Genomic DNA, 23,649 nt, shown 5'->3' with positions numbered 1-23,649 from the left:
TCAAGCCTCCACTTTGACTTTCATCTTAGCGACTTGAGCACCGTCCGGATATTTCTTCGGGCTATCCGGAGCCTCCCTATCCAGCACATAGGTCGGGTCGTCAATCCAGCCGTGTGCGACCTCGAGTTTCAATTGCGCGTAGAAGGCATCGATCTCGCCGCCGAAGCGCTGCCACAGGTCGCGAGCCGACATCTCGCCGTTGTGCCGGGCCAGCAGGGTGGCCAGGGGGGCCTGGGCTTTCGCGTCGGGCGACATGCCGAGGCGCAACGGGGCAATCAGTTCGGTTTGCGGAGCTTTCACAGGGGCCTCATCTTCTTGTTTGATGGAAATACCGGTGAGGGCGGTGACGGCGGCGGTAGAAAGTCTTGCCGCAAGATCCTGCTTGGCACCGAGTTGTTTCGCCAGTTCATCGCAGAGTTGCTGATGCCTGCGCAAACTTCTCAGTATCTCGGGAACAACAGGCGCTGGGGGGGCGGGGATCAGAACACTACCCACCTGGGCAAGATTCAGCCCCGGTTTGTCCCCATATATATATCGAGCCAAGAATGCTCGCCCGCCAAAAGCATTGATCATCCAGAAGTGAATGAACTCCGACAGGCTCGGCTCTTTCAAACGGATCAGGGCAACGTGCTGGCTGACATAAGCCTGGTTCGGAAGCTCTGGAACAACTGCGCACCGGCCGACATTTCCGCCAGTTATTGTAAGCAGAAGATCACCGGGACGAACTAGAGTCCTCTTCCCCTCGACCCGGTCAGGCAATTTGACGAAAGCCGGACTATCAAAAATCAGAGCATCCTGCCTGATGTCTTGAGAGCGGATGAATAAATCGCCGACGCTCGCCATATAGGCCTTCCAGCCCCGCGACCCACTCGTGATGTACTCGGACAGGTCGGACAGTGTTTTCCATGCCCAACCATTTGGAAGCGGGCTCAGATCTTTGTCCGAAGAATCGTTGCTTGGGATTAGTTTTGAATCAGGAGAAAGGAGGCCGCGGAGTGCGAGATCAAAAAGCACGTCGCGAAATAGGCGAACATCTTCCGGCTCACTGAACAAGCGCCCAAAGCTGGCTTGCAAGCGTTGCCAACTTTCTTGCAGTTCGTGTGGGCTTTGGGCGCTGGCGAGGGCTTGCAGGGAGGACTGGCGCAGGGTGATTTGTAATTTGCGGCGGTCTTGCTGCTGCGCTTCCAACTGGTCGCACAAGGCCATCAGTTCATCGACTTTGGCGACGATGCGGGCTTGTTCCTCCGTTGGCGGCAACGGAAAGGCGCGCGTCGCAAAATAGTCTGTGGGAATGCGCCTCTGGCCAGCAGTTCCGGTCATGTTCGCCTGACCCTCAACCGTGAACAGTGGCGATCGTAGGAACAGATACACGTAATCTGGCAGAACGCCTGCATGGATAGGCCGGAATACATGAAGTTCGGTTGTCCCGGCACCGATCCTTACATCACCGGGCAGCATCTCAATCGCCGCCGCCTTGCCATTTTCAAAGCAAGGCGTGATCTTAGCCAGAATCACATCGCCATTCGCAAAGTGGGTATAGCCCTTCTTGATCTCACTCCAGCGCTTGGTTTCGGCAACGATGGGTGCCTTATGAAGCTGGGGCACCCCACTCATCGGTACGAAGGCAGCCAACATATCGTCCGTTGCCTCATTGCGAGGATTGATCTCGCCGACGTCGAGCAAACGAGACCAACGCCAAGTTGCAGGAAGTTTAACGCCCTGAGGCTGCCTAATGGGCTCACTCTCAAGCTCAAGCATCCGCTTGTATTTCTTGGCTCGGATCAGCCGCTGTCGCTCTTGCTCGATGCTAGACAGAAGTTGACCTGCGTCTTCCGAGCTATTGTCGCGCGGAGTAAGCGATCCGGTCACAGCCAGTTGATAGATCATCTGCCGCAGCTGGGAGATTCCCCCCTGCGCATTCGCGATATGCCCGAACTCGGCCAAAAATTGCTGCGTGTCCATCAGACGTCCTCGCTGACAAAGTGATGCGCGAGGGCGGCGGCGAGTTCGCTTTTCAGGCGATTTTCTGTTTCTTCAATTTGACCGAGCAGGGCCTTGTACTTATCCAGCAGCACGTCGGGATCTTGGCTTTCTTCTTCCGGTGCGTTGGGGTTCTTCAAATCTAGGTTGTAGATGGGCCAGTAGAGACGGTCCCCGGCGGCCTTGGCGTCGCGGGCTTGAAGGCGGAGGCCCTCGGCGTCGGCGCGCAGCGTGTCAATCTCGTCTTCTATTGGCTGGCGCTGTTTGGCATCGCTTACCCCCTTGATGGATTCGCGCAGGTCGCGCACGCGGTTTTCCAGCGCACTGGCCTTGTTATTGAGTTGTTCGGCGCGATCCCAATGCGGCTGCGCTGCGGCTTCGGCCTGTTCGCGCTTGGTCTTGAAATCCACCTTCCAGGCAAATTCATTTTCCACACGGTCGGCGAAGTCGTTAGCCTCGTTGCCCCACCAGTCCTGCTCGGCCTTGAATTCCTCGAAACGTATGGGCTTGGTCTTGCTGTAGCTCTTGTAGCCCGGTGGGTACGGGTGCTCGTAGTACCAGATAGTTTCGGTGTGGAAGTGCTCGGTGCCATCGTCTACCGTGGCGCCCTTGGTGAAGAACAGCAGATTAGTCTTGATGGTAGTGTAAGGCGCGAACACGCCCTTGGGCAGGCGCACGATGGTGTGCAGCTTGCAATCCCGCAGCAGAAGCTTCTTGAGCGTGGCTTTGATCCCGTCGCCAAACAGAAAGCCGTCGGGCAGGACCACGGCGGCGCGGCCGTTTTCCTTCAGTAGTTTCTTGACGATAAGGGCCATGAACATGTCGGCCGTCTCGCGGGTGCGCAGGTCGGCCGGGTAGGTATTGCCAACGCCGTCTTCCTCATAGCCGCCGAACGGCGGGTTGGTGATGACGCATTCCACCCTATCGTTGGCGCTCCAATCGTTCCAGCCGATCCCCAGGGTGTTCCGGTGCTCGATCTGGCTGGGCACGTCGATGCCATGCAGCAGCATGTTGGTGGTGCACAAGAGGTGCGGCAGCTGCTTCTTCTCGATGCCTCTAATCAGTGCCTCAATCGCTGCTTTGTCTGTGGCGCTCGACTTGGTGGTAATCTGGTTGCGGAAGTGGTCGATCGCAGCTGTCAAGAAGCCACCGGTGCCGCAGGCCGGGTCCATCACTGTTTCGCGCTTGGCCAGGCTGGGATTTAGGCGGTCGACCATAAACTGGGTGATGGCGCGTGGAGTATAGAACTCGCCCGCGTTGCCGGCGCCGCGCAAGTCGTTGAGCAACTGCTCGTACACGTCGCCCAAGTTAGCCCGTGTTTTGAAGTCGTGGAAGTTGATGGCCTCATCCAGCTTCTCGATGACGGCGAGCAGCTGAGTGCCAGACTTCATGAAGTTGTTGGCGTCTTCAAAAACGCTTCGGATCACCTTGTGCTGGGGGCTGGCATTTGCGTCCAGTTCCTTGAGCGTGGGGAACAGCTCGTTGTTGACGAAGCTGATGATCTCGCTGGCTGCTTTCTGCGGGGCCTTTTTTCCATCAGCACCTGCCACATAGGCGGCCCAGTTGCGCCAGCGCATGCGCTCGGGCAGCGGAGACTTGTACTGAGGGTTGTCGTCTTCCCATTCTTCCTCACGCTGATCGAAGACCTTGAGGAAAAGCATCCAGGTGAGCTGGCCCAGGCGCTGGGCGTCGCCGTCGACGCCATCGTCCTTGCGCATGATGTCCTGGATCGACTTGACGGTACTGCTGAGGTTCATCGTGTTGTTTCGTTTCAATCGGCTTGCGTGGTGTCTCAGGCCTGCTTTTGTTCGTTTTGCTCGTACAGCGCCTGTTCGAGCGCTTGCAGGGCTTGGGTGTACTGCTCGGCGCTGCCGAAGATGCCGCGCCGGATCTGTGTCTTGCTGCCGAACTGGTCGAAGGGCGGCAGCTCCAGCACCTTGGCGTCTTCGATGTCCTGTACGCCGTGGTCGGCGAACTTTTCGAGCAAGGCTTCGAGCACGGCACGGGCTTGTTCGCCGTATTGGCCGAACACATTGCGCTTCTTGACGTTATTGGCTCGCTCGCGGCGGGTGAGCGGTTTCTGGTCGAAGGCCACATGGGCTACCAGGTCGAAGACATCGAGCTCAGTGCCGTTGGCCACGGCCTGTTGCAGGACGTCCAACGGCACGCCGTGATCGGCTAGCTCCTCAAGCACGGCTTGTTTGCGCTCGGCGCTGTTCCAGCGACGTAGGAATTCGGTAAGGCTGCCGAACTCGGCCTGCAGTGCCCTTTTGATATCGTCCTTCAGGAGGACGCGGTAGTCCTCGGTGATGAGCTTGCCGTCGGCGTCCAGGTACTGCGAACGTTCAACTGCGACACGCACACTCACGTCGTCGATCACGTATTTTACACGGCCTTCGCCACCGCCCGTGTTCCCGCCGGATGGCATGTTATCACCGCCTGTCGTGTCAGGACGATAGGGCGGCTGCTCGGATTCGTCGAAGCCAGTTGGATTGGGGTCCTCCGGCGGTACCACGGGTTCGTCGGGCTTAGGCTCGTAGATCACCACTGGCTCGCCGTCAAAATCGGGATCGGCAAACAGGCGCGTGGCGCCCTTGAAATCCATAATAGTGAAATAGAGCTTCTGATAGTCTTCGCGCAAGCGGGTACCACGGCCGATGATCTGCTTGAATTCGGTCATTGAGTTGATGTTCTGATCCAACACAATGAGCTTGCAGGTCTTGGCATCTACCCCGGTGGTGAGCAGCTTGGAGGTGGTGGCAATGACGGGATACGGCTCGTCATTGTCGATGAAGTAGGAGAGCTGGGCCTTCCCCTCATTATCGTCGCCGGTGATGCGCATCACGTAACGGCGGTTACTGGCGGCAGCCGGAATGATCTTCACCAGCTCCTGCCGCATACGCTCGGCGTGGTCCTGGTCGTCGCAGAACACTATGGTCTTAGCCATCGGGTCAGTGGCCTTGAGGTATTCCCACACCTTGCTGGCCACGAGCTGCGTACGCCTCTCCAACACCAGATTGCGGTCAAAGTCCTTGGTGTTGTATTGCCGTTGTTCAACGGCTTGACCGAGTTTGTCGATTTTGCCCTTCTCGGGCGTGTAGCCTACGGCATCAACGTCGGTGGCAATTCGAATAACTTTGTAGGGGGCGAGAAATCCGTCCTCGATGCCTTGCTTGAGCGAGTATGTGTAGACCGGGTCGCCAAAGTAGGTGATATTGCTCACCTCCTTTGTTTCCTTTGGCGTCGCGGTCAGCCCCAGGTGTGTGGCACCGCTGAAATAATCGAGTACATCCCGCCAGGCGGAGTCATCGGCAGCGCTACCGCGATGGCATTCGTCAACGACCACCAAGTCAAAAAAGTCCGCAGGGAACTGCCGGTAGATCTGCTTCCACTCTTCTCGGCCTGTCACAGCCTGGTAAAGCGCCAAATAGATTTCGTAGTTCTTTTTGACCTCGCGGTTTGTGACCTTGTGCATCACCTCGCCAAAGGGAGCGAAGTCCTGCTGCATAGTCTGATCGACCAGGATGTTGCGGTCCGCCAGGAACAGGATGCGTTTCTTAGCCTTGGCCTTCCATAGCCGCCAGATAATCTGGAAGGCGGTGTATGTCTTGCCGGTACCGGTGGCCATAACGAGCAACACACGCGACTGCCCTTTGGCGATGGCCTCAATAGCCCGGTTGATGGCCACGCGCTGGTAGTAACGTGGTTCCTTGCCGCTGCCATCGGTGTGGAATGGCTGCTCGACCAGCTTCATGGCCTCTGGCGTGGTAAAGGACTTCCATTGCTGATAAAGCGCCCACAGCTCGTTAGGGGCTGGGAATGCATTGAGCCGCAACTCACGCTCGACGGGTTGAGTCAAACCCGTGCGGTCGTGTAACAAAAAACCATCACCGTTGCTGCTGATGGCGAATGGCGTGTCGAGCATTTCGGCGTAGAGTAGTGCCTGCTGCATTCCATGTCCGACCGAAAAACGAGCCTGTTTAGCTTCGATTACTGCGATAGGCAGATTCGGACGTGCATAGAGTACGTAGTCAGCCCGCTTTGGGCCGCCCTTAGCGTTTGGGTTACGAACGCGTGCCGCAAGTTTTCCGCGCACCATAACGCGGCCGTCGGTCAAGTTCACTTCCTCGCGGAATTGGTGCTGCTGCCAGCCAGCCTGTTGGATGGCTGGTGTAATGAACTTAGAGCATATGTCGCGCTCACTGAGCTGGAATTTGTCCATATTTCTAGCGCAGTTGAAGCGCCCTATTCATAAGGCCAGATATAGTTGTTTGGTGATCTACGAAGCCGCAAAAGCATCGATGCGACACTTGGGGCGAAAGAACTTCGTCAACTAGTGAAGCATCGGCTAAGTCAAAGCGGTTCTTGATTATTTGAGATAAACGTTAAGAAACGTATGATTGCTTATGCATCTATCTGCGCCCCCAACGCTGACCCATCTTTGGACTTGTACTTCATAACGTCAGCATAGCCTGCTGCCTTACTCCCGGCACTCGCGATCGCGAATGTCCGGTATAGTCAAGATTACGCGCATCCTAAGGCTCGGGCAAGGTCAGGATCAAGGCTCACCCCCCTCCCTGAAAGGCCGCCAGATGTGACGGAATTACACATATGCTCGCAAGCATAAGGGCGGATATAACTATGAGATATCCAGCTCCTCAGGAGTGGCCAGTTCTCCGCTTGATAAGGAGCAATCGTCCACCCAGGCAGTTCGGGTATTCCCTCACCGTGTAACCGAGTGGTGACCACGGCCCATTTGGCGGCTCTGAAATGCTGGCGATCCCGGGAAGACTCGAACTTCCGACCTTCGGTTTAGGAAACCGCTGCTCTGTCCTGCTGAGCTACGGGACCGCACGCGAGATGAGATAGCACGGTCGTCTTCCGGCTGCCAGACCCTTGCGGCGGAATGCTCTCCATCATGCCTGAATCGCTGTGCCGAGGGCGGCGCGGAGTGGCAGGTTTGGGCCCTGGGGAGCAGCAAAGGAACCTGCCGCGCTTCAGCCGGTTTGGTGAGGGCAACCGGAGACATTCCATGGCTCAGACCCTGCGCGACTTTCTCAAGAAGGTCGAGAAGCTTCCCCCCGACACCCTGCTCTGCGTGGCGGAGGTGGACGAGGCTTTCGCGTCCCATGTGGAGGAATTCGAAATCGTCGAAAACGCCAAACCGCAGAACAGGAGATCGGAGGGTCTTGAGGCTGTCGAACTCGGAAACGGCAAGCAGACCGTCGTCGTCATCCGGTGGTGAGGCCAAAAGCCTCCGGCCCAGCCTGAAACCATCGGCGGCGCGATCGATTGACCCTGCGGACTGCTGCTCCACACGCCGTGCGTGTCGAGCAGGCTGTTCATCGCAGCCAATGAACGATCAGGATCTTCGCAATGACCAAGAACATTCCCGGCTCCCGGACCAATCCTGAAGGCATCCCGCAGGAAGGGCATGGTGGTTCCAACACCCGCGGCACACAACACCAGCAGGGCAAGGACGGCAACGGAGCCCAGAAGCGGCAGCAAGAGAAAAAGTCATGAGCAGCACCGGCAACCGCAGCAACCCGAACGAGACCCGCGTGTCCGGCCATCCGGACGGGCAGGATCGTCAAGCTCACGACAACGCCTCCGGCTCTCCCGACATCGGGCGTCAGGGCGGCGCGACCCATCAGGAAACCCGCGAGCACAACAAGCACAACGAGCCTGGCCAGAGCGGACACAAACCGCAGAAGCACAGCCCCGCTCAGGAAAAGCACTGAGGTTGCATTTCCGAGCCTGACCGTATCCGAAAGACCGCGTATGATCCCGGGCCACATACGGGACCGGCTATGCGGATCAGAGCGGCGATAGGCATTCTGGCAGCGCTTGCGGTAGAACCTGCGGCGGCAGGGGCCCTCGCGCCTGCCTGCACGAACGAGGTTCGCCAGGACCGTCTGGCCGGTCTCACGGCCCAAGGCGATCTTGTGCTCGAAACGGAGCTGCTCGCCAAACTATCGGGCATCAGGCTTCCGGACGGTCCTCCTTACCGGCAACAGGCCCTGGACTGGCTCAAAGCCCGGATCGATCAGCCGCTTCTCGTCTCCGTTCAGGGCCATCGCGATCGCTGGGATCGCCGCTCCCTGCGCGCCCGCCTCGCTCAGGGCCAGGGGTTCGACCTCGGCCACGGCCTCGTCGAGGCGGGCCTCGCCGTCGTCGATGCGGGCACGGACCAGGTCTTTTGCCAGCCTGAACTGCTCGCTTTCGAAGAAACGGCACGCGAACGACGCCTTGGTCTTTGGGCCGATGGCCGCTATAACCCCATTCTTGCTGAGCAAACTGAGCGTTTGAAAGAGCGCGTCGGCAGCTTCGCGATCGTCGAGGGGCGGGTTCGCAGCATCGGCGAGCGCAAGCGGAGAACCTATTTGAACTTCGGGGGGCACTGGGCAGAAGACTTCACGATCATCATCCCGCGACAAACCTGGATGCGGATGGCCGAGAGGGGCATTTCGGCAAATTCGCTGAAGGGCCGCATCCTGCGGGCCCGAGGCATTTTGCAGTCTTGGCAGGGCACCGCCCTTACCATTGATTTACCGGAGATGATCGAACACCTCGAAGGCGAAGGCCTTCGAGGCGACAGAGATGAAGATTAACGCTTGGCCCGTTGAGCGAGCATGCACGAGAGACGTCACACAGGTAAGATCCGGATCGCTGCCGGCCTGCTCATCGCGGGCCTGGTCTCGGCCTGCTCGGGCTTGGGCGGCAACGCCTCCCTGCCGGCAAACGCGCCCCGCGTGATCGGACCGGACCGGGACCGCGATCACATCCGACTCGTAGCGGCGTTCGGCGGCGAGGGACGCGCGCCCCAGCTTCAGCGGCTTCTGACCGACGCCGTGAACAGGCTCGTCATGGCCACCGACCGGCCGGACGAATCCTATCAGGTCACGATCCTCAACTCACCGGTAGTGAACGCGTTCGCCCTGCCGAACGGTCGCCTTTACGTGACGCGCGGCCTGCTGGCCCTGGCGAACGACACTTCGGAAGTGGCGGCCGTGCTCTCGCATGAAATCGCCCATATCACCCTTCGCCACGCCTCCCAGCGCAGCGAGCTGCAGGCGCGCTCCGAGCTGATCGAGCGCGTGGCGGAGAACGTCCTGAACGATTCCCGGGAAGCGGCCGTGGTCCAGGACCAGGCCCGGTCCACGCTTGCGAGCTTCTCCCGCTCGCAGGAACTCCAAGCGGATCAGACCGGCATCACGGTCCTCGCCCGGGCCGGGTTCGATCCCTATGGCGCGCCGCGCTTCCTCACGGCCCTGGGCCGCTCCGCGGCGAGCACCGGGGGAACGACGGATCGTGTCGCCTCCCACCCGAGCACCGCCGAGCGCGTTTCGAAGGCCCTTCAGGCGGCCCGCCGCGCCGGGCCCCGGGGCATGGGGGAAACGGGCAGGCTCGAGTACCTGACGGCCCTCGACGGGCTCGCCTATGGAGACGACCCGGGTGACGGGGTCGTGAAAGGCCGCCGCTTCATCCATGCGCGCCTCGGCGTCGCCTTCGAAGCGCCGGCGGGCTTCACTCTGGAAAATACCTCCCAGGCCGTTCTCGGCTCCTCGCCCGATGGCGAGCGCCGCCTGCTCTTCGATGCGGCCGATACTCCGGCCGGACAGAGTCTGGAGGAGGTGCTGCGTTCCACCTGGACCGACACCATCGAGCCGGGCAGCCTGGTCACGACAACCGTCAACGACCTCCCGGTCGTGACGGCTCTGTCGATCGGCAAGGAATGGACCTTCCGCCTCTCGGCCATTCGCATCGGCAACACCACCTATCGCCTCATCATGGCGGCCCGCAGCGGCGGCGCGGAACTGGAGAGCATGTTCCAGCAGACGCTCGGCAGCGTTCGCCAGGTGCAGCCGGAAGAGGCGCGCCGTATCCGCCCGCTCAAACTCCGGATCGTGACGGCGCAGCGAGGTGATACGGCGCAATCCCTCGCCGCGCATATGCCGGTCGACCGGGCGCTCGAGCGTTTCCTGCTGATCAACGGGCTCGATCGCAACGGCCCCTTGAAACCGGGCGAGCGCTACAAGATCATCGTCGAGTAGCGAACGAAGCTGACGCGGGCTCGCGCCGGGAGCATGCGCGCCCGGTCTCGGGGGGCGAGGCCCCTCCTTCAGGACCGGAGCCAGTCCTTAACTATCAGCCAAAAATGATCAGGCGAGCCGGGGACCGGCTCGCCTGATCTGTTCTAAGGGTCTCGAATTTCCTTAGACGAAAGCACCCGAGGCCTGAGGATACTTGTCGATCAGGGCTCGCTTGAGTTTCTCCAGGGCCCGGTTCTCGATCTGGCGGACCCTCTCCTTCGAGATCCCTAACCGGTCGCCGAGGAATTCGAGGGTGACCTGCTCGTCGTCGAGGCGGCGCGCCTGCAGGATGCGCAGCTCACGTTCGTTGAGCACTTCGAGCGCCTGCTTGAGCCAGCGCACGCGCCGCTCGGTATCGATAACGTCGCTCACGCTCTCGTCCGGCAGCGGGCTCGTGTCCACGAGGAACTCCACGCGCTCGGCGGAATTGGCCGGATCGGCATCGAGGACCGGCGCATTGAGAGATGTATCCGGAGCCGAAAGGCGGGCGTCCATGAGGGCCACGTCGGCCTTGGACACGCCGATCGCCTCGGCGATCTTCTCGTGCACGTCGGAGGAGATGCGCTCCTCGCCGCCACGCGTCAGACGGGCCCGCAACCGTCGCAGGTTGAAGAAAAGGGCTTTTTGCGCGGAACTTGTTCCTCCACGGACAATTGACCAGTTACGAAGGATGTAATCCTGCACGGAAGCGCGGATCCACCACGTGGCATAGGTCGAGAAACGAACTTCCCGCTCCGGCTCGAACCGAGCGGCGGCCTCGAGAAGGCCGACATGCCCTTCCTGAACGAGATCCGCCATCGGCAGGCCGTAGTGACGGAAGCGGGCCGCCAGCGCGATCACGAGGCGCATATGCGCAGCCGTCAATTGGTGAAGAGCTGTTTCATCGCCGTGTTCCTTCCAGCGCACGGCAAGCGCATGCTCCTCTTCTCTTTCGAGAAAAGGTGCGTTCATGGCGGCGCGGACGAAACGACGACGAACCCCTGAGATTTCTCCCATTGTGTCCTCCCTTGGCAGAGACACAACGAGCGAAACGGGAAAAAGTTCACGCCTGACAGTCAAGTTTTGCGAAATAGATTCCCGGACCCCAAAAGCAAGGGCCCGCTCTCAATAAAAAAGCCTGGCACGAGGCCAGGCTTCTTGAAAGCTGAGGATGGAGCCGGGCCGCCCGATCAGGCGGCCTCTTCCTGCATGTCGTCGCCGTCGGCTTCGACATCCGCCTCGGCGCCTTTGGAACGGCGCGGGGACTTGGCCAGGCTCTGCTCAATGAGCTTGAGGGCCTCCGTGTCCGTGATCCTGTTCACTGCGGCGATCTCGCGCACGACCCGGTCGAGGGCGGATTCGTAAAGCTGCCGCTCGCTGTAGGATTGCTCGGGCTGGGCCTCGGAGCGGTACAGGTCGCGAACGACCTCGGTGACCGAGATGAGATCGCCCGAATTGATCTTCGCCTCGTATTCCTGAGCGCGGCGCGACCACATGGTGCGCTTCACGCGAGCACGACCCGTCAGAACGTCCAGAGCCTTTTGAACCAGGGCCGGTTCGGCGAGTTTGCGCATGCCGACGCTGGCAGCTTTGCCGGTCGGAACTCGCAGAACCATCTTGTCCTTGTCGAAGGAGACCACGTAGAGCTCCAGCTTGAAGCCGGCGATTTCCTGCTCTTCGATGGCCGTGATGCGGCCGACGCCGTGAGCGGGATAAACAATGGCTTCGCCGGACTTGAAACCCAGGCGCTGAGTGGACTTCTTAGCGGTTGTCATGCGAGAGAGGCCTCCTTGCATGGTCCCCTGCCTTTCAAGGCACGGGAGCGGTGGTTCCACTGAGCAGGGCCCCAGGGGAACAGGAATGAGATGAGCAAAGACGGAACTTGACTATTCCGCTCGACTCCCTGATGTAAGCCAGCAGCTAGAACACGCTCGTCCCGGACCCAAGGTGGACTCGCCCCCCTTCGGCTGGGCTTCGTGCATCATGCTTCAGTGTGTGAACCGACGACCTGCGGGGGACGGTGCACGGCTTGAGCGCAAGCGACGGCATTGGCAGACCCTATCACAGTCCGGCCGAAAAAGCAAAAATATTTCAAAGCGTAGCGTAAAGAAGCTCGGTTTATGGCCGGGCTCGGCGTCTGCCATGCTGCACGAAAGCGGACCCGGTTTCCCGAACGGGACTTCCAGTTCTCCGCGGAATCCGCACGGGCAAAAGACATCCCGGCCCGATCCGGCAGAAGACCTGCTTTCGCGGCCGGGCCTCAGTCGCCCTCGCCGGGATTGGGCGAGAAGTACTGCTCGAACTTGCCCGCGACACCGTCGAATTCCTTGGCGTCTGCCGGGGGCTCCTTCTTCTGCGTGATGTTGGGCCAACTCTTGGCCATATCGGCGTTGATCTTCAGCCACTGCTCCAGGCCGGGCTCGGCGTCGGGCTTGATCGCCTCGGCAGGACATTCCGGCTCACAGACGCCGCAATCGATGCACTCGTCCGGGTGGATGACCAGCATGTTCTCGCCCTCGTAGAAACAATCCACCGGACACACCTCCACGCAGTCCATGTATTTGCACTTGATGCAATTTTCCGTGACGACGTAGGTCATGACCGGTCCTTTGAGGGTCGTTTTCGAACAGAAGGCAAGGCTGCTGCCGCCGCTCTAGCTCTTGTCGCCTTCGCTGACAAGCGTTCCGTCGCTCTCGTTGAGATCCGCGTAGAGCTGCCTTGCTTCCGGCGCAGGGCCCCGGCGCTCCCCGAGCCCCTCGACCCGCACCACAAGAGTCGTGCGGGCGAGGGCGATGGTGACCACGTCGCCGACGGACAGGGCCTTGGCGGCATTGTCGGTGCGCTGGCCGTTGACCCGGACGAACCCGCTCGTCACGAGCCTGGCGGCCAACGTCCGGGTTTTGGCAAAGCGTGCGAACCAGAGCCACTTGTCGAGCCGCTGCCGGTCCTCACGCATGGGGCCATCTCACTTCTTGCCGTCTTCGAGCTGAGCCTTGAGGGCCATGAGCTTGGCGAAAGGCGAGTTCGGATCGGGCTGTTTCTCGCGGCGCTCCTGCCCGCCCTCGCGGCGGTTATCGGCGCGCTTGTCCGGGCGCGGACCCCGGCGGTCGTCCGAGCGGGGCCCGCGAGGGGGACGGTTCTGCGGACGGCCGCCTTCCCCCTGGGCCTCCCGGCGCGGGCGCTCGCCCGGGCGCTCGCTCTTGCCTTCGCCCTGGCGAGGGCGGCGGTCGCCGCGCTCGCCACGGTTGCCGCGAGCCTCGCGGCCCTGACGGGCATGCCCGCCCTCGTGGCGGCGGTGCTGACGCCAGACCTCGATCATCTCGGGCTCGGCGGGAGCTTGGGCAGACGCTTCGGCAACACCCTCGGCCGGGGCCATGGCCTGCCCTTCAGGCGAGGCAACGGCCTCGGCGGCGCTGGTCTCCACGGCCTCGGGCGCGATGGAAGCCTCAGGCGCCTCCATGGCCACCGCGCCGGTTTCCTCGGCCACGGCCTGGTCCGCGGCCGGAGCCTCGGCGGACGAGCCGGCAGAGGCTGCTTCGCCCTCGACAGGCTGCGGAGCCGCAGCCTGCGGCACCGTGATGGCCGGACCGGGCCGGCGCTCCACCACATAGCCGAGGGACTTCAGGATCGTGGCGAAATCCTCGCCCGCGCAGCCGACCAGGGAGGTCATGGCCACGGTGGGCACGAAACCGTCGCCATCGGCCGCGCCGGCCGGTGGCTCGCCGGGGGTAAGGCCGGGACGGTAGGCGATGGCCGGGCGGATCAGGTCAGCCAGGCGCTCGAGAATGTCCACGCGCACGGCGCGGCCGCCGCAGACGCGGAAGCCCGCGGCCCGGTAGAGGCCCGTCGCGATATCCGGATCGACCGGAATCGAGGTGCGGCCGGACTGAGCGAGATGGGCGATCTCATCGATTCCCTTCTGATCCAGACCGCCGTTCTGGAGGGCCCAGAGCTGTGTCGCCAGAACGCGCGGAGCGGGCTTCAGAAGAGCCGGCAGGTAAAGGTGATACGCCCCGAAGCGCACGCCCGCCTTGCGAAGCGCCGCGCGGGCACCCTGGTCGAGGCTGCGCACCTCGTTGAGAACCTTCGCGCGCTCCAGCACGCCGAGCGCCTCGCCGACCTGGAACGCGATGCCCCGGGCGAGCCCCGTCAGCTCGGCATTGGTCTCCAGATCCATCACCGGGCCGAGCAGGCGCACCACATAGGCCTTAAGCCAGGCGCGCAGGCGGTTGTCCACCTTGTCGCGGGCGGGCCCCGTGAGGTGCTCGTCCGAGAGAATGCGCACGCGCGGCTCGAAGAGCTTGTCGCCGGGCTCCAGCTTCGCCACGGGATCGCCCGTCCAGCGGATCGTGCCGTCGTTCGACAGCACCAGCGTGGTGTCCGGCGTCTCGGCGAACCGGTCGGCCCGCGCCTCGATCTCGCCGGCCAGGGCCTTGCTGGCAGCATTGCGCAGGGTCTTGGCCTCCGTCGTATCGGCCTGGGGGTCAGGCACGAAATGGAAGCCGTGCAGGTGGCCGATATGTTGCCCCTCGACGGTGACGTCGCCGGTGGTCGTAATTTCCGCTTCGAGCATCGTGTTCTCTCTCAAGCGCCGCATGAGAACGCTCGTCCGCCGGTCGATGAATCTTTGGGCGAGACGTTCATGAAGCGCATCCGATAGCTTGTCCTCTACCTGACGCGCAACACCCTGCCAATGCTCCGGGTCCTTCAACCAGTCCGGACGGTTAGCGACGAAAGACCAAGTCCGCACCTGGGCGATGCGGTTGGAGAGGGTGTCGATGTCGCCGTCCGTCCGGTCCGAGGCCGACAGATGGCGGGCGAACCAGTCCGCCGGGATCGCCCCCTCCCTCATGAGGAAACGATAGAGCTGGCCGACGAGATCCGCGTGGGTCTGGGGCGAAACCTTTCGATAATCAGGAACTTGGCACATCTGCCAGAGCCGCTCGACCGCATGCTTGGTGCGGGCGAAGGCCTGAATGTCGTCGTCCCGGGCCAGTAATTCGAGAGCCGCCACGTCCTCGCCCATGGGGGCGCGCACGAGACCGTGCTCCCGGGGCTGCTGGCTCAAGGAATCCCGCAGGCGTCCCAGGGACGAGAAATCGAGATCCGGATTGCGCCATTGCAGAATCCGGACAGGGTCGAAGGTATGGTTTTCCAGTGCCTCCACCGTTTCTGCGCCGAAGGGGGGACAGCGGCCGGTGGAGCCGAAGGTGCCGTCGCGCATATAGCGGCCCGCGCGGCCCGCGATCTGCGCAAGCTCCGGATTATAGAGCTTGCGGAAGCGGAAACCGTCGAACTTCTTGTCGGCGGCGAAGGCCACATGGTCTACATCGAGATTGAGGCCCATGCCGATGGCATCGGTGGCGATCAGATAATCCACGTCCCCGTTCTGATAGAGCTCGACCTGCGCGTTGCGGGTGCGGGGCGAGAGCGCGCCAAGCACCACCGCCGCACCGCCGCTCTGGCGGCGGATAAGCTCCGCGATGCCGTAGACCTCCTCGGCCGAGAAGGCCACGATGGCCGAGCGGCGCGGCAGGCGGGAAACCTTCTTCTCGCCTGCGAAAGTGAGCTTTGAGAGGCGCGGCCGCGTGACCACGTGAACCCCGGGAATCAGCGCCTCGATGAGAGGTCGCATGGTCGAGGAGCCGATGAGCATTGTCTCCTCGCGCCCGCGCTGGTTGAGCAGCCGGTCGGTGAACACATGACCACGGTCGAGATCTGAGGCGAGCTGGATCTCGTCGATCGCCACGAAGGCCGCGTCGATGTCGCGCGGCATGGCCTCCACGGTGGAGATCCAGTAGCGGGGCCGGTCCGGCTTGATCTTCTCTTCGCCCGTGATGAGAGCGACGTTGTGTGGCCCCGCCTTCTCGACGACTCGGCTGTAAACCTCCCGTGCGAGCAGGCGCAGCGGCAGGCCGATCATGCCGCTGTCGTGGCCGAGCATGCGCTCGATGGCAAGGTGTGTCTTGCCGGTATTGGTGGGGCCGAGCACGGCGGTGACGCCGCGCGCGCGCACTTGCGGGGGGAGAGAACGGCGAACCATGCCTGGATGCGGGCTAATGTCGGATACGATCCCGGGTGAGAGGGACGAGATGCTCCCGCATCGGGAGATGCAGGCAGCCTTCTCACAAAACAGGCCTGGCCCGAATGTCCGGCGGCAGGCTCCCTCTTATATGGGATCTCAAGCCGGTTTCGCTACCGGCTTTTCCAAGAATTCTCCAGGGATTTTGAGGGCTTATTGACCGCCCCCCGCCCTCACGGGCTCCCTTCCCCTGACTCCGCGCTTGGCGGCCGTCGCGGCTCCCCCGCCCTCGACCGTCCAGCTGGCGGCCTCGAGCTCGCCCATGCCGATCATGGTGCGCACGGCCACCTTGATCGGGAAGAGCACGCGGGCCCCCTCCACCGGCGCCAGCCATACGTTCATGTCCTTGTTCTCCTGCATGAACTTGATGGTGGAGCGCTGCGGACGGTGGCCTGAGATCGGTACCCAGCGCGCGTTGCAGACGAGGACGGGACCGGAGTAACCCGGCACCTTGACGGTTTTGGTCTCGGAATAGGAGAGCACGATGTTCTGCCGCGCCGTCCCATCGAAGACCGGGATGGTGCGGTTGCAGTTCGCGGCATCGGTGAGGCCTTTTGACGCCATGGCAGGCATGATGAGGGCGCTCAGGGGGTCGAGCACCCCCTTCTTGTCCGCCGCCTTCACCGGCACCCGGCCCTCTTTCGGCTCGATGGGTGGCTCGATCTCGACCTCGGCCACGTTCCCGCCATCGAGCGCCATGCGCACGACGCGCCGCTCTCCGGAGGATTTGGTGTTGACGGCAAAGCCTTCCGATTGGAGCTGAGACCCCACGATCGTGCCGGAGGCCGTGCCAGCCCCCTTGCCGCCGGTAATCATCCTCACGAGCCCGGTGAGCTTCACGCTGCCCTGCATCTCGTATTTCGGGCCGCTGAAAGTCGAAGAAAGATCAGCCTTTCCCAAGGGCAGGCCCGCCAAGGAGAGGCTATAGTTCACCCTAAGCGTTTGGGCGGGCTGAGCCTGAACCTGAAAGGGGATTCCAGTCAGACCCAAGGCTAGCAGAGCTGAAGCGGTGAAGCGCATTGAGATGGTCCCGGGGCTGTCCCGTGAGTCTATTCTGTTGCATCGCACGAGATTCCGAATAAATGATGACCGCGGCCGCGCAAAAAAAGGAGTTGTGCTGTCGCACTATTCTTGACGCGGGGCCGGTTTTCGGCCTATAGCCCTGCACCTTCCAAGGACTTCTGGTGTCCGGCCACGTGGGATCTGCGTTGAGGCAAACCCGCGAATTCAAGGCCGCGACCCCTTTGACAATAGGATTGAACCCATGTCCCGCCGTTGCGAACTGACCGGCAAGGCCGTGCTGAGTGGCCACCTGGTGAGCCACTCGAACCGCAAGACGAAGCGGAAGTTCCTGCCGAACCTCTGCAACGTCACTCTCCAGTCCGAGACCCTGCAGCGCTCCGTGCGTCTGCGCGTCTCCGCCCATGCTCTGCGTTCGGTCGAGCATCGCGGCGGTCTCGACGCCTTCCTGGCGAAGGCCTCGGCTGGCGAGCTCTCGACCACCGCCCTTGCCGTGAAGCGCGAGATCGAGAAGAAGCTCGCCGCTGCGAGCTGATCTCAGGCCTCGTTTCATGCTCTACGCTGCGGGCGGCCTCACGGCCGCCCGTTTTGCGTTGCTTTCATAGCCCAGCCTCGCTCCGGGAAGGCCGATCATGATCAAGACCGAGCACCGCGACTTTCTCATCGCCCTGGCCGCGATGACTCTCGTCGTCCTCTCGTCGAACATTCTTGTTCAATATCCTTTCCAGCATCTGGGCCTGGACGACTATCTGACCTGGGGCGCCTTCAGCTATCCCTTCGCCTTCCTGGTCACGGACCTGTCGAATCGCCGCTTCGGCCCCAAAGGAGCGCGGCGGATCGTCTATACGGGCTTTGCGCTGGCCGTGGCTCTCTCAATCGTGCTCGCGACGCCGCGCATCGCCATTGCCTCGGGCGCGGCCTTCCTGACGGCCCAGCTCCTGGACATTCAGATCTTCTTCCGCCTGCGCGGGTACGCCTGGTGGATGCCGCCCTTCGTCTCCTCGGTGATCTCCTCCGGTCTCGATACGGCAATCTTCTTCTCCTTCGCCTTCTATTGCGGCGCCGTTCCGGGCTTTGACCTGACCATCACGGACATGTTCGCCCGCGCGGGCGTCGCGGATGAATGCATTGCCTTGCCCTGGGTCAACCTCGCCGTTGCCGATTACCTGGTGAAGCTCGCCCTCGCGGCCATCGCGATCGCCCCTTACGGCGCGATCCTGCGGATCATGCGCTACACGGCGGCCCACCGGGCCGCCTGATCGATCCGGCGGCTGGCGGCCTCACCCCGGGCAAGCGTGCAGCGATCACTCCCTAAGGGAGAATTCCAGCAGCAGCGTCCGCTGGAGATTGGCATTGAAGTTGTTGTCCGAGATCAGGGAGACGACGGTTTCGCTTCCCTCCCTGTGCACTGCAAGACCTTCCATGTTATCGATCTGGTGCGAGGCCTCGCTCTCGTAGATCGCCTCGCCGTCCAGGCTCGCCCCCGGCTTGAGGGCTCCGGAAGCGATCCGGCGCAGGCGGCATCCGAAGCCGCCGAACAGCGAGAAGCGGCGCTCCAGGACGAGCGCATCGCCGGAATCGAGAAAGGCAAGATCGGTCATGTCATAGCCGTCGCGAGGCCGGACCTCGAAAGTGTCCTGCCGCCTCACCGTGAGGATGAAGCCCCTTCCGCCCTCCGCGATGCCGATCAGAGAACCGGCGAGAGGTGAGCGCTGCGGCGCCACCGCGAGCGCCTCCAGCCCCCCGTTGTTCGGAAGATCCTTCAGGATCCCCGGCGTCGCCATCGCAGCACCCTGGACGAACGTTCCTTCCCGATTGCGCCGGAAGCGGATGACCGCGTGGTTGCGCTCGACGCCGACGAACGCCACGTCTTCCGCGATCGCCAAGCTTTCCGTGTCATAGTAACGAGACCGGCGCGCCGGACGCCCGTCGCTCAACAGCAGGGGCGCCATTCTGGCGTTGGAGAGGCCCGACAGGCGCCCATCCGAGGTTTCGATCCGCGCTTTCAGGATCTGCGCGTTGTCGGCCAGCGCCATGACCTCGTCCCCCTCGGGCGAACGCCACAGGCCGGAGAACCCGCCAAAGGCGGACACATCCGATCTGAGGCTGAGCCCGGAGCGGAAGAGGAGCGATCCGAAGCGCGTGCGGTCCGGATCCGTGTTGGACAGATGGCCGATCGGCTGCGCAGAGACCCTGATCGGTGTTACTGCGCGAAATGCCTGCGGGCGCTGCGCGAGGGCCGCGCCCGCGGCGGTCGCGGCGGCGAGCGCGCCGCCGCCCAGGAGCAGATTCCGGCGGGTGAGAAGCCTCACGCGCGAGCCCGGAGACGGGGCGCTCCGCGCGGGGCTTGCGCGTTCTCCTCGAACAGCTCCGCGAGCTTTTCGGTCATCACTCCGCCGAGCTCCTCCGCATCGACGATGGTGACGGCGCGCCGGTAATAGCGCGTCACGTCATGACCGATGCCGATGGCGATGAGCTCGACGGGGGAGCGGGTCTCGATTTCTTCGATCACATAGCGCAGATGCCGTTCGAGATAGTTGCCTGGATTGACGGAGAGCGTCGAATCGTCCACCGGCGCGCCGTCCGAGATCACCATCAGGATGCGCCGTTGCTCGGGGCGCCCGAGCAGGCGCTTGTGCGCCCAATCGAGGGCCTCGCCATCGATGTTCTCCTTCAACAGGCCCTCGCGCATCATCAGGCCCAGGTTCTTGCGCGCGCGCCGCCAGGGCGCATCCGCCGACTTGTAGATGATGTGGCGCAGATCGTTGAGGCGGCCCGGATTAGCGGGCTTGCCGCTCTGCAGCCACATCTCGCGGGATTGCCCGCCCTTCCATGCACGGGTGGTGAAGCCGAGGATCTCCACCTTCACGCCGCAGCGCTCCAGCGTGCGCGCCAGAATGTCGGCGCAGGTGGCCGCCACCGTGATGGGGCGTCCGCGCATGGAACCCGAATTGTCGAGCAGCAGGGTCACCACCGTATCGCGGAAATTGGTGTCCTGCTCCTGCTTGAAGCTCAGGGGCTGGAACGGATCCATGATGATGCGCGGCAGGCGCACCGGATCGAGCGTCCCCTCCTCCAGATCGAACTCCCAGGAGCGGTTCTGCTGGGCCATCAGGCGGCGCTGCAGGCGATTGGCGAGGCGTCCCACCACGCCCTGAAGGTGCGCGAGCTGCTTATCGAGATAGGCGCGGAGGCGGGTCAGCTCGTCGGCGTCGCAGAGATCCTCCGCATGGATGATCTCGTCGAACTTGGTGGTATAGGCCTTGTAGTCCGGTCCACGCGCCTCGTTGGAGCGGGACGGCGGACGCCAGGATTCGCCGGCCTCGTCCGAATCCGCCTCGTCCGCTTCCTCGGGCAGCTCGCCGGAGGGACCATCGGCCTCTTCCGTCGCTCCGTCCTCGATGTCGTCGCTCGAATCCTCGCTGATCTCGATTTCGGCGCGGTCGCCTTGGCTCTCCTGCTCGGATTCGCCCTCGCCCTGCTGCTCCTGCTGCTCGGATTCGTTGTCGTCCTCGTTCTCCTCGTCCTCCTGATCCAGGGCCGCGTCGTCGGCCATCTCGAGGGAAGAGAGCATTTCCCGGATGCCGCGCGCGAAATCGCGCTGGCTGTCGATGTTCTTCAGAAGCCCGTCGAGGTTCTTGCCCGCGCGCTCCTCGATGAAGTCGCGCCAGAGATCGACGATCTTGGCCGCAGCCGCCGGCGGCTTCTCGCCGGTCAGGCGCTCGCGCACCATGAGCGCCAGCGCGTCCTCGATGGGAGCATCGGCGCGGTCCGTGATCTCCTCGTATTTGCCGCCGCGGTGATAACGGTCCTCCAGCATCGCCGAGATGTTGGAGGAGATGCCGGCCATGCGGCGCGAGCCGATGGATTCCACGCGCGCCTGCTCGACCGCATCGAAGACGGCACGCGCGGCCTGACCCTCCGGGGCGAGCCTGCGATGCAGCGTGGCATCGTGGCAAGCGAGGCGCAAAGCCATGGCATCCGCGTTGCCGCGCAGGATCGCTACATCCTGGAGCGTGAGCCGCCGGGGCGGCTCCGGCAGGCGGGCCTTTTCCTGGCCCATGAGCACCGGGCGGTCGGACGCGAAGGCGACCTCGAGATCGGGCTTGCGGGCAATGGCCTTCATGGCGCCGGCGATGGAGCGCTTCAGCGGCTCTGCCGGCGCTTCCTTCTTCTCACCCGGCTTGCGGTTCGAGATGGACATCGCTTTCCTTCATCCGTCATCCCGGCCGGAGCATCGCGAAGAGCCGGGATCGCTAAAACCAGCGAAGCTCCCAAACGGTCCCGGATTGCGCTAGGGCGCCTCCGGGATGACACCTTAAGACAGCACCATGTTCACGGCGCTTTCCGGCAGTTCCTTGCCGAAGGAGCGCTGGTAGAACTCTGCGACCAGCGTGCGCTCCAGCTCGTCGCACTTGTTCAGGAAGGTGACGCGGAACGCGAAGCCCGTGTCGCCGAAGATCTCGGCGTTCTCGGCCCAGGTGATCACCGTGCGCGGGCTCATGACGGTGGAGAGATCGCCGTTCATGAAGGCTGAGCGGGTGAGATCGGCCACGCGAACCATCTTGTTGACGATATCGCGCCCTTCCGAGCTGTCCTGGTAATGCTTCGCCTTGGAGAGGACGATGTCCACCTCCTTGTCGTGCGGCAGATAGTTGAGCGTGGTGACGATGGACCAGCGGTCCATCTGGCCCTGGTTGATCTGCTGCGTGCCATGATAGAGTCCCGACGTGTCGCCGAGGCCCACCGTGTTGGCGGTGGCGAAGAGCCGGAAGGCGGGGTGAGGGCGAATCACGCGCTTCTGGTCGAGCAGCGTGAGCTTTCCCGACTGCTCCAGCACGCGCTGGATCACGAACATCACGTCCGGGCGACCAGCGTCGTACTCGTCGAACACAAGGGCGACGTTGTGCTGAAGCGCCCAGGGCAGGATGCCGTCCTGGAAGGCGGTCACCTGTTTGCCGTCCTGGAGCACGATGGCGTCCTTGCCGACCAGGTCGATGCGGGACACGTGGCTGTCCAGATTCACGCGCACGCAGGGCCAGTTCAGGCGGGCGGCCACCTGCTCGATATGGGTGGACTTACCCGTGCCGTGGTAGCCGGTGATCATCACACGACGGTTGCGCGCGAACCCGGCCAGGATGGCGAGCGTGGTCTCCCGGTCGAAGAGATAATCCGGATCGAGATCGGGCACATGCTCGTCGGTCTGGGAGAAGGCCGGAACTTCCAGATCCGAGTCGATGCCGAAGACCTGTCGCACGGATACCTTCATATCCGGCAGTAGGGTCGTTGTGTCGGTTTGTGCCGTCATAGGGGCCTCTCGATCGGATGGGTGTTTCAATGTCGTGCCATGGCTTCTTAAACGCCATGGCGGTACGGTGCAATTTCCTAAACGCCGGAGGGGCTGCATGAAACAACGGCGTTTCAGCAGAGGCCAGCGCTCTTGAGGGTATCGTGCGCCTTGATGATGTCGCGCAGCCGCTCCTCGAAGGAGCGGTCCCCCCCATTGGCGTCCGGATGGAACCGTTTCACCAGGGACTTGTACTGGGCCTTGATGGCAGGCCCGTCGGCGGTCTCGTCCAGCCCGAGGATGTCCAGCGCCCGGCGGATCGCGCCCGAATAGCGCGGCCGCCGCGGCTCGGGCCTCTCCTGGCCGCGGGTTCGGGCCTGGGTGAAGTCCTCGCCCCTGAGAATGCCCAAGGGGTCGAAATAGGCCCAGTCGCGGGTTTCCTGCTTCTGTCCCGGCTCCTCGCCCTTGCCGGAGGCGTTCACGCCCATGGCCCAGGTCGGGCGATGCCCGATGACCGCATCCTTCTGGTAGGCCGCAACCGCCGAATCGGACATGCCCGAGAAATAGTTGTACGATGCGTTGTACTCGCGCACGTGCTGGAGGCAGAAGCGCCAATACTGGCCCTCCCTGTCCCGGCCCTTAGGCGCGCGGTACTCGCCCGCGGCCTTGCAGCCGGGATGCTCGCAGGCAGGTCCCTTCGTCTCCCGCGGCTCTTCGCAGGAGGGCTTGATCCGGATGCGGTCGAAAAGAGGCGAGTTGAGATCCATGATTCAGACATTATGAGGGGCTTGAGGCCCTGAGCCAAGGCTTAAGAGCTTTTCGCCGCAGACCCGTTAAAAAGGCTTATCGAGACCCATGACCCTTCACCGCTGGATCACCCAAACTCTGCAGGAGCGCCTGCATCCGTCCCAACTGACCGTCACGGACGAGTCGGAACAGCATCACGGTCACAGCGGATGGCGGGAGGGGGGCGAAACTCACTTCAGGGTACATATCGTATCGGATGCCTTCTCCGGCAAGAGCCGGGTCGAGCGCCACCGCCTCGTCAACGAGGTGCTGAAGGACGCCTTCGACAGGGGCCTGCACGCCCTGGCCGTTCAGGCCAAGGCGCCGGGGGAGTGAGGAGAGCCCTTCCCCTCGCGGCCGCCCCTCCCGATTGCGAAAGGCGCAAGCGCCCTACGGAAGCGAGATCACCGGCCCGAGGCCGG

The 23,649-nt window shown here is 62.8% G+C and carries 21 protein-coding genes and 1 tRNA gene; 8 read left to right on the top strand and 14 right to left on the bottom strand.

The window, feature by feature from the left end:
* The 4 genes from GR328_RS07220 to GR328_RS07205 form a co-directional block, all read right to left on the bottom strand.
* The gene (locus GR328_RS07220) at positions 1-1,962 is read right to left on the bottom strand and encodes a restriction endonuclease subunit S (RefSeq protein ID WP_160883849.1); all 1,962 of its coding nucleotides are present in this window, start codon (positions 1,960-1,962) and stop codon (positions 1-3) included.
* Positions 1,962-3,737 (bottom strand): class I SAM-dependent DNA methyltransferase, encoded by a 1,776-nt coding sequence (locus GR328_RS07215; protein ID WP_160883848.1) that lies wholly within the window; start codon positions 3,735-3,737, stop codon positions 1,962-1,964. Before GR328_RS07215 ends, GR328_RS07220 begins: the two co-directional genes overlap by 1 nt.
* 35 nt (positions 3,738-3,772) lie before the next feature.
* Positions 3,773-6,202, bottom strand: a complete 2,430-nt coding sequence (hsdR, locus tag GR328_RS07210) for an EcoAI/FtnUII family type I restriction enzme subunit R (protein ID WP_160883847.1) — start codon at positions 6,200-6,202, stop codon at positions 3,773-3,775.
* A 552-nt stretch (positions 6,203-6,754) separates the two neighbouring features.
* Positions 6,755-6,831 (bottom strand) — tRNA-Arg (locus tag GR328_RS07205).
* A 181-nt stretch (positions 6,832-7,012) separates the two neighbouring features.
* Here GR328_RS07205 and GR328_RS07200 point away from each other — a divergent pair.
* The 5 genes from GR328_RS07200 (at position 7,013) to GR328_RS07185 (ending at position 10,034) form a co-directional block, all read left to right on the top strand.
* Positions 7,013-7,225 carry a sugar phosphorylase gene (locus GR328_RS07200; protein WP_160883846.1) on the top strand — a complete coding sequence of 71 codons (213 nt, stop codon included), beginning with the start codon at positions 7,013-7,015 and terminating at the stop codon, positions 7,223-7,225.
* Between the two features lie 131 nt (positions 7,226-7,356).
* Positions 7,357-7,503 carry a hypothetical protein gene (locus GR328_RS07195; protein ID WP_160883845.1) on the top strand — a complete coding sequence of 49 codons (147 nt, stop codon included), beginning with the start codon at positions 7,357-7,359 and terminating at the stop codon, positions 7,501-7,503.
* On the top strand, positions 7,500-7,721 hold the full coding sequence (locus GR328_RS26650; RefSeq protein ID WP_170304109.1) for a hypothetical protein: 222 nt from the start codon (positions 7,500-7,502) through the stop codon (positions 7,719-7,721). Before GR328_RS07195 ends, GR328_RS26650 begins: the two co-directional genes overlap by 4 nt.
* Before the next feature lie 69 nt (positions 7,722-7,790).
* On the top strand, positions 7,791-8,591 hold the full coding sequence (locus GR328_RS07190) for a thermonuclease family protein (protein WP_160883844.1): 801 nt from the start codon (positions 7,791-7,793) through the stop codon (positions 8,589-8,591).
* Between the two features lie 21 nt (positions 8,592-8,612).
* Entirely contained in the window at positions 8,613-10,034 is a 1,422-nt protein-coding gene (locus GR328_RS07185; protein ID WP_160883843.1) for a M48 family metalloprotease, read from the top strand.
* A gap of 162 nt (positions 10,035-10,196) precedes the next feature.
* On the opposite strand, the gene GR328_RS07180 is transcribed toward GR328_RS07185, so the two are convergent.
* From GR328_RS07180 to GR328_RS07155, 6 genes are all read right to left on the bottom strand, one after another.
* Positions 10,197-11,069 (bottom strand): RNA polymerase factor sigma-32, encoded by an 873-nt coding sequence (locus GR328_RS07180; protein WP_160883842.1) that lies wholly within the window; start codon positions 11,067-11,069, stop codon positions 10,197-10,199.
* A gap of 173 nt (positions 11,070-11,242) precedes the next feature.
* On the bottom strand, positions 11,243-11,827 hold the full coding sequence (locus GR328_RS07175; RefSeq protein ID WP_160883841.1) for a CarD family transcriptional regulator: 585 nt from the start codon (positions 11,825-11,827) through the stop codon (positions 11,243-11,245).
* Positions 11,828-12,312: 485 nt separating this feature from the next.
* Complete coding sequence (gene fdxA / locus GR328_RS07170) at positions 12,313-12,651, bottom strand: ferredoxin FdxA (protein WP_160883840.1); 339 nt, start codon at positions 12,649-12,651, stop codon at positions 12,313-12,315.
* A gap of 54 nt (positions 12,652-12,705) precedes the next feature.
* Entirely contained in the window at positions 12,706-13,008 is a 303-nt protein-coding gene (locus GR328_RS07165) for an RNA-binding S4 domain-containing protein (protein WP_160883839.1), read from the bottom strand.
* Between the two features lie 9 nt (positions 13,009-13,017).
* Complete coding sequence (locus GR328_RS07160; RefSeq protein WP_160883838.1) at positions 13,018-16,095, bottom strand: helicase-related protein; 3,078 nt, start codon at positions 16,093-16,095, stop codon at positions 13,018-13,020.
* 192 nt (positions 16,096-16,287) lie between these two features.
* The gene (locus GR328_RS07155; protein WP_160883837.1) at positions 16,288-17,154 is read right to left on the bottom strand and encodes a DUF3108 domain-containing protein; all 867 of its coding nucleotides are present in this window, start codon (positions 17,152-17,154) and stop codon (positions 16,288-16,290) included.
* A 244-nt stretch (positions 17,155-17,398) separates the two neighbouring features.
* Between GR328_RS07155 and rpmB the strand changes: the two genes are divergently transcribed.
* Entirely contained in the window at positions 17,399-17,689 is a 291-nt protein-coding gene (gene rpmB / locus GR328_RS07150; RefSeq protein ID WP_160883836.1) for a 50S ribosomal protein L28, read from the top strand.
* Positions 17,690-17,786: 97 nt separating this feature from the next.
* Complete coding sequence (locus GR328_RS07145; protein ID WP_160883835.1) at positions 17,787-18,413, top strand: queuosine precursor transporter; 627 nt, start codon at positions 17,787-17,789, stop codon at positions 18,411-18,413.
* A gap of 45 nt (positions 18,414-18,458) precedes the next feature.
* Here the strand turns inward: GR328_RS07145 and GR328_RS07140 are convergent, their stop codons facing one another.
* From GR328_RS07140 to GR328_RS07125, 4 genes are all read right to left on the bottom strand, one after another.
* On the bottom strand, positions 18,459-19,466 hold the full coding sequence (locus GR328_RS07140; RefSeq protein ID WP_160883834.1) for an esterase-like activity of phytase family protein: 1,008 nt from the start codon (positions 19,464-19,466) through the stop codon (positions 18,459-18,461).
* Positions 19,463-21,358, bottom strand: a complete 1,896-nt coding sequence (gene cobT / locus GR328_RS07135; protein ID WP_160883833.1) for a cobaltochelatase subunit CobT — start codon at positions 21,356-21,358, stop codon at positions 19,463-19,465. Before cobT ends, GR328_RS07140 begins: the two co-directional genes overlap by 4 nt.
* A 114-nt stretch (positions 21,359-21,472) precedes the next feature.
* Positions 21,473-22,462, bottom strand: a complete 990-nt coding sequence (gene cobS, locus GR328_RS07130; RefSeq protein ID WP_160883832.1) for a cobaltochelatase subunit CobS — start codon at positions 22,460-22,462, stop codon at positions 21,473-21,475.
* A gap of 113 nt (positions 22,463-22,575) precedes the next feature.
* The gene (locus tag GR328_RS07125) at positions 22,576-23,208 is read right to left on the bottom strand and encodes a J domain-containing protein (protein WP_160883831.1); all 633 of its coding nucleotides are present in this window, start codon (positions 23,206-23,208) and stop codon (positions 22,576-22,578) included.
* 88 nt (positions 23,209-23,296) lie between these two features.
* On the opposite strand from GR328_RS07125, the gene GR328_RS07120 reads away from it, so the two are divergent.
* Positions 23,297-23,563 (top strand): BolA family protein, encoded by a 267-nt coding sequence (locus tag GR328_RS07120; RefSeq protein ID WP_160883830.1) that lies wholly within the window; start codon positions 23,297-23,299, stop codon positions 23,561-23,563.
* Positions 23,564-23,649 lie beyond the last annotated feature (86 nt).

Source organism: Microvirga makkahensis (genome assembly GCF_009830105.1).
GTDB lineage: Bacteria > Pseudomonadota > Alphaproteobacteria > Rhizobiales > Beijerinckiaceae > Microvirga > Microvirga makkahensis.
This window is presented reverse-complemented; position numbering and strand designations above follow the sequence as displayed.

Coding starts and splice junctions, on each gene's coding strand:
- GR328_RS07220 (WP_160883849.1), bottom strand. CDS start 1,962: ATGGACACGCAGCAATTTTTGGCCGAGTTCGGGCATATCGCGAATGCG.
- GR328_RS07215 (WP_160883848.1), bottom strand. CDS start 3,737: ATGAACCTCAGCAGTACCGTCAAGTCGATCCAGGACATCATGCGCAAG.
- hsdR (WP_160883847.1), bottom strand. CDS start 6,202: ATGGACAAATTCCAGCTCAGTGAGCGCGACATATGCTCTAAGTTCATT.
- GR328_RS07200 (WP_160883846.1), top strand. CDS start 7,013: ATGGCTCAGACCCTGCGCGACTTTCTCAAGAAGGTCGAGAAGCTTCCC.
- GR328_RS07195 (WP_160883845.1), top strand. CDS start 7,357: ATGACCAAGAACATTCCCGGCTCCCGGACCAATCCTGAAGGCATCCCG.
- GR328_RS26650 (WP_170304109.1), top strand. CDS start 7,500: ATGAGCAGCACCGGCAACCGCAGCAACCCGAACGAGACCCGCGTGTCC.
- GR328_RS07190 (WP_160883844.1), top strand. CDS start 7,791: ATGCGGATCAGAGCGGCGATAGGCATTCTGGCAGCGCTTGCGGTAGAA.
- GR328_RS07185 (WP_160883843.1), top strand. CDS start 8,613: ATGCACGAGAGACGTCACACAGGTAAGATCCGGATCGCTGCCGGCCTG.
- GR328_RS07180 (WP_160883842.1), bottom strand. CDS start 11,069: ATGGGAGAAATCTCAGGGGTTCGTCGTCGTTTCGTCCGCGCCGCCATG.
- GR328_RS07175 (WP_160883841.1), bottom strand. CDS start 11,827: ATGACAACCGCTAAGAAGTCCACTCAGCGCCTGGGTTTCAAGTCCGGC.
- fdxA (WP_160883840.1), bottom strand. CDS start 12,651: ATGACCTACGTCGTCACGGAAAATTGCATCAAGTGCAAATACATGGAC.
- GR328_RS07165 (WP_160883839.1), bottom strand. CDS start 13,008: ATGCGTGAGGACCGGCAGCGGCTCGACAAGTGGCTCTGGTTCGCACGC.
- GR328_RS07160 (WP_160883838.1), bottom strand. CDS start 16,095: ATGGTTCGCCGTTCTCTCCCCCCGCAAGTGCGCGCGCGCGGCGTCACC.
- GR328_RS07155 (WP_160883837.1), bottom strand. CDS start 17,154: ATGCGCTTCACCGCTTCAGCTCTGCTAGCCTTGGGTCTGACTGGAATC.
- rpmB (WP_160883836.1), top strand. CDS start 17,399: ATGTCCCGCCGTTGCGAACTGACCGGCAAGGCCGTGCTGAGTGGCCAC.
- GR328_RS07145 (WP_160883835.1), top strand. CDS start 17,787: ATGATCAAGACCGAGCACCGCGACTTTCTCATCGCCCTGGCCGCGATG.
- cobT (WP_160883833.1), bottom strand. CDS start 21,358: ATGTCCATCTCGAACCGCAAGCCGGGTGAGAAGAAGGAAGCGCCGGCA.
- cobS (WP_160883832.1), bottom strand. CDS start 22,462: ATGACGGCACAAACCGACACAACGACCCTACTGCCGGATATGAAGGTA.
- GR328_RS07125 (WP_160883831.1), bottom strand. CDS start 23,208: ATGGATCTCAACTCGCCTCTTTTCGACCGCATCCGGATCAAGCCCTCC.
- GR328_RS07120 (WP_160883830.1), top strand. CDS start 23,297: ATGACCCTTCACCGCTGGATCACCCAAACTCTGCAGGAGCGCCTGCAT.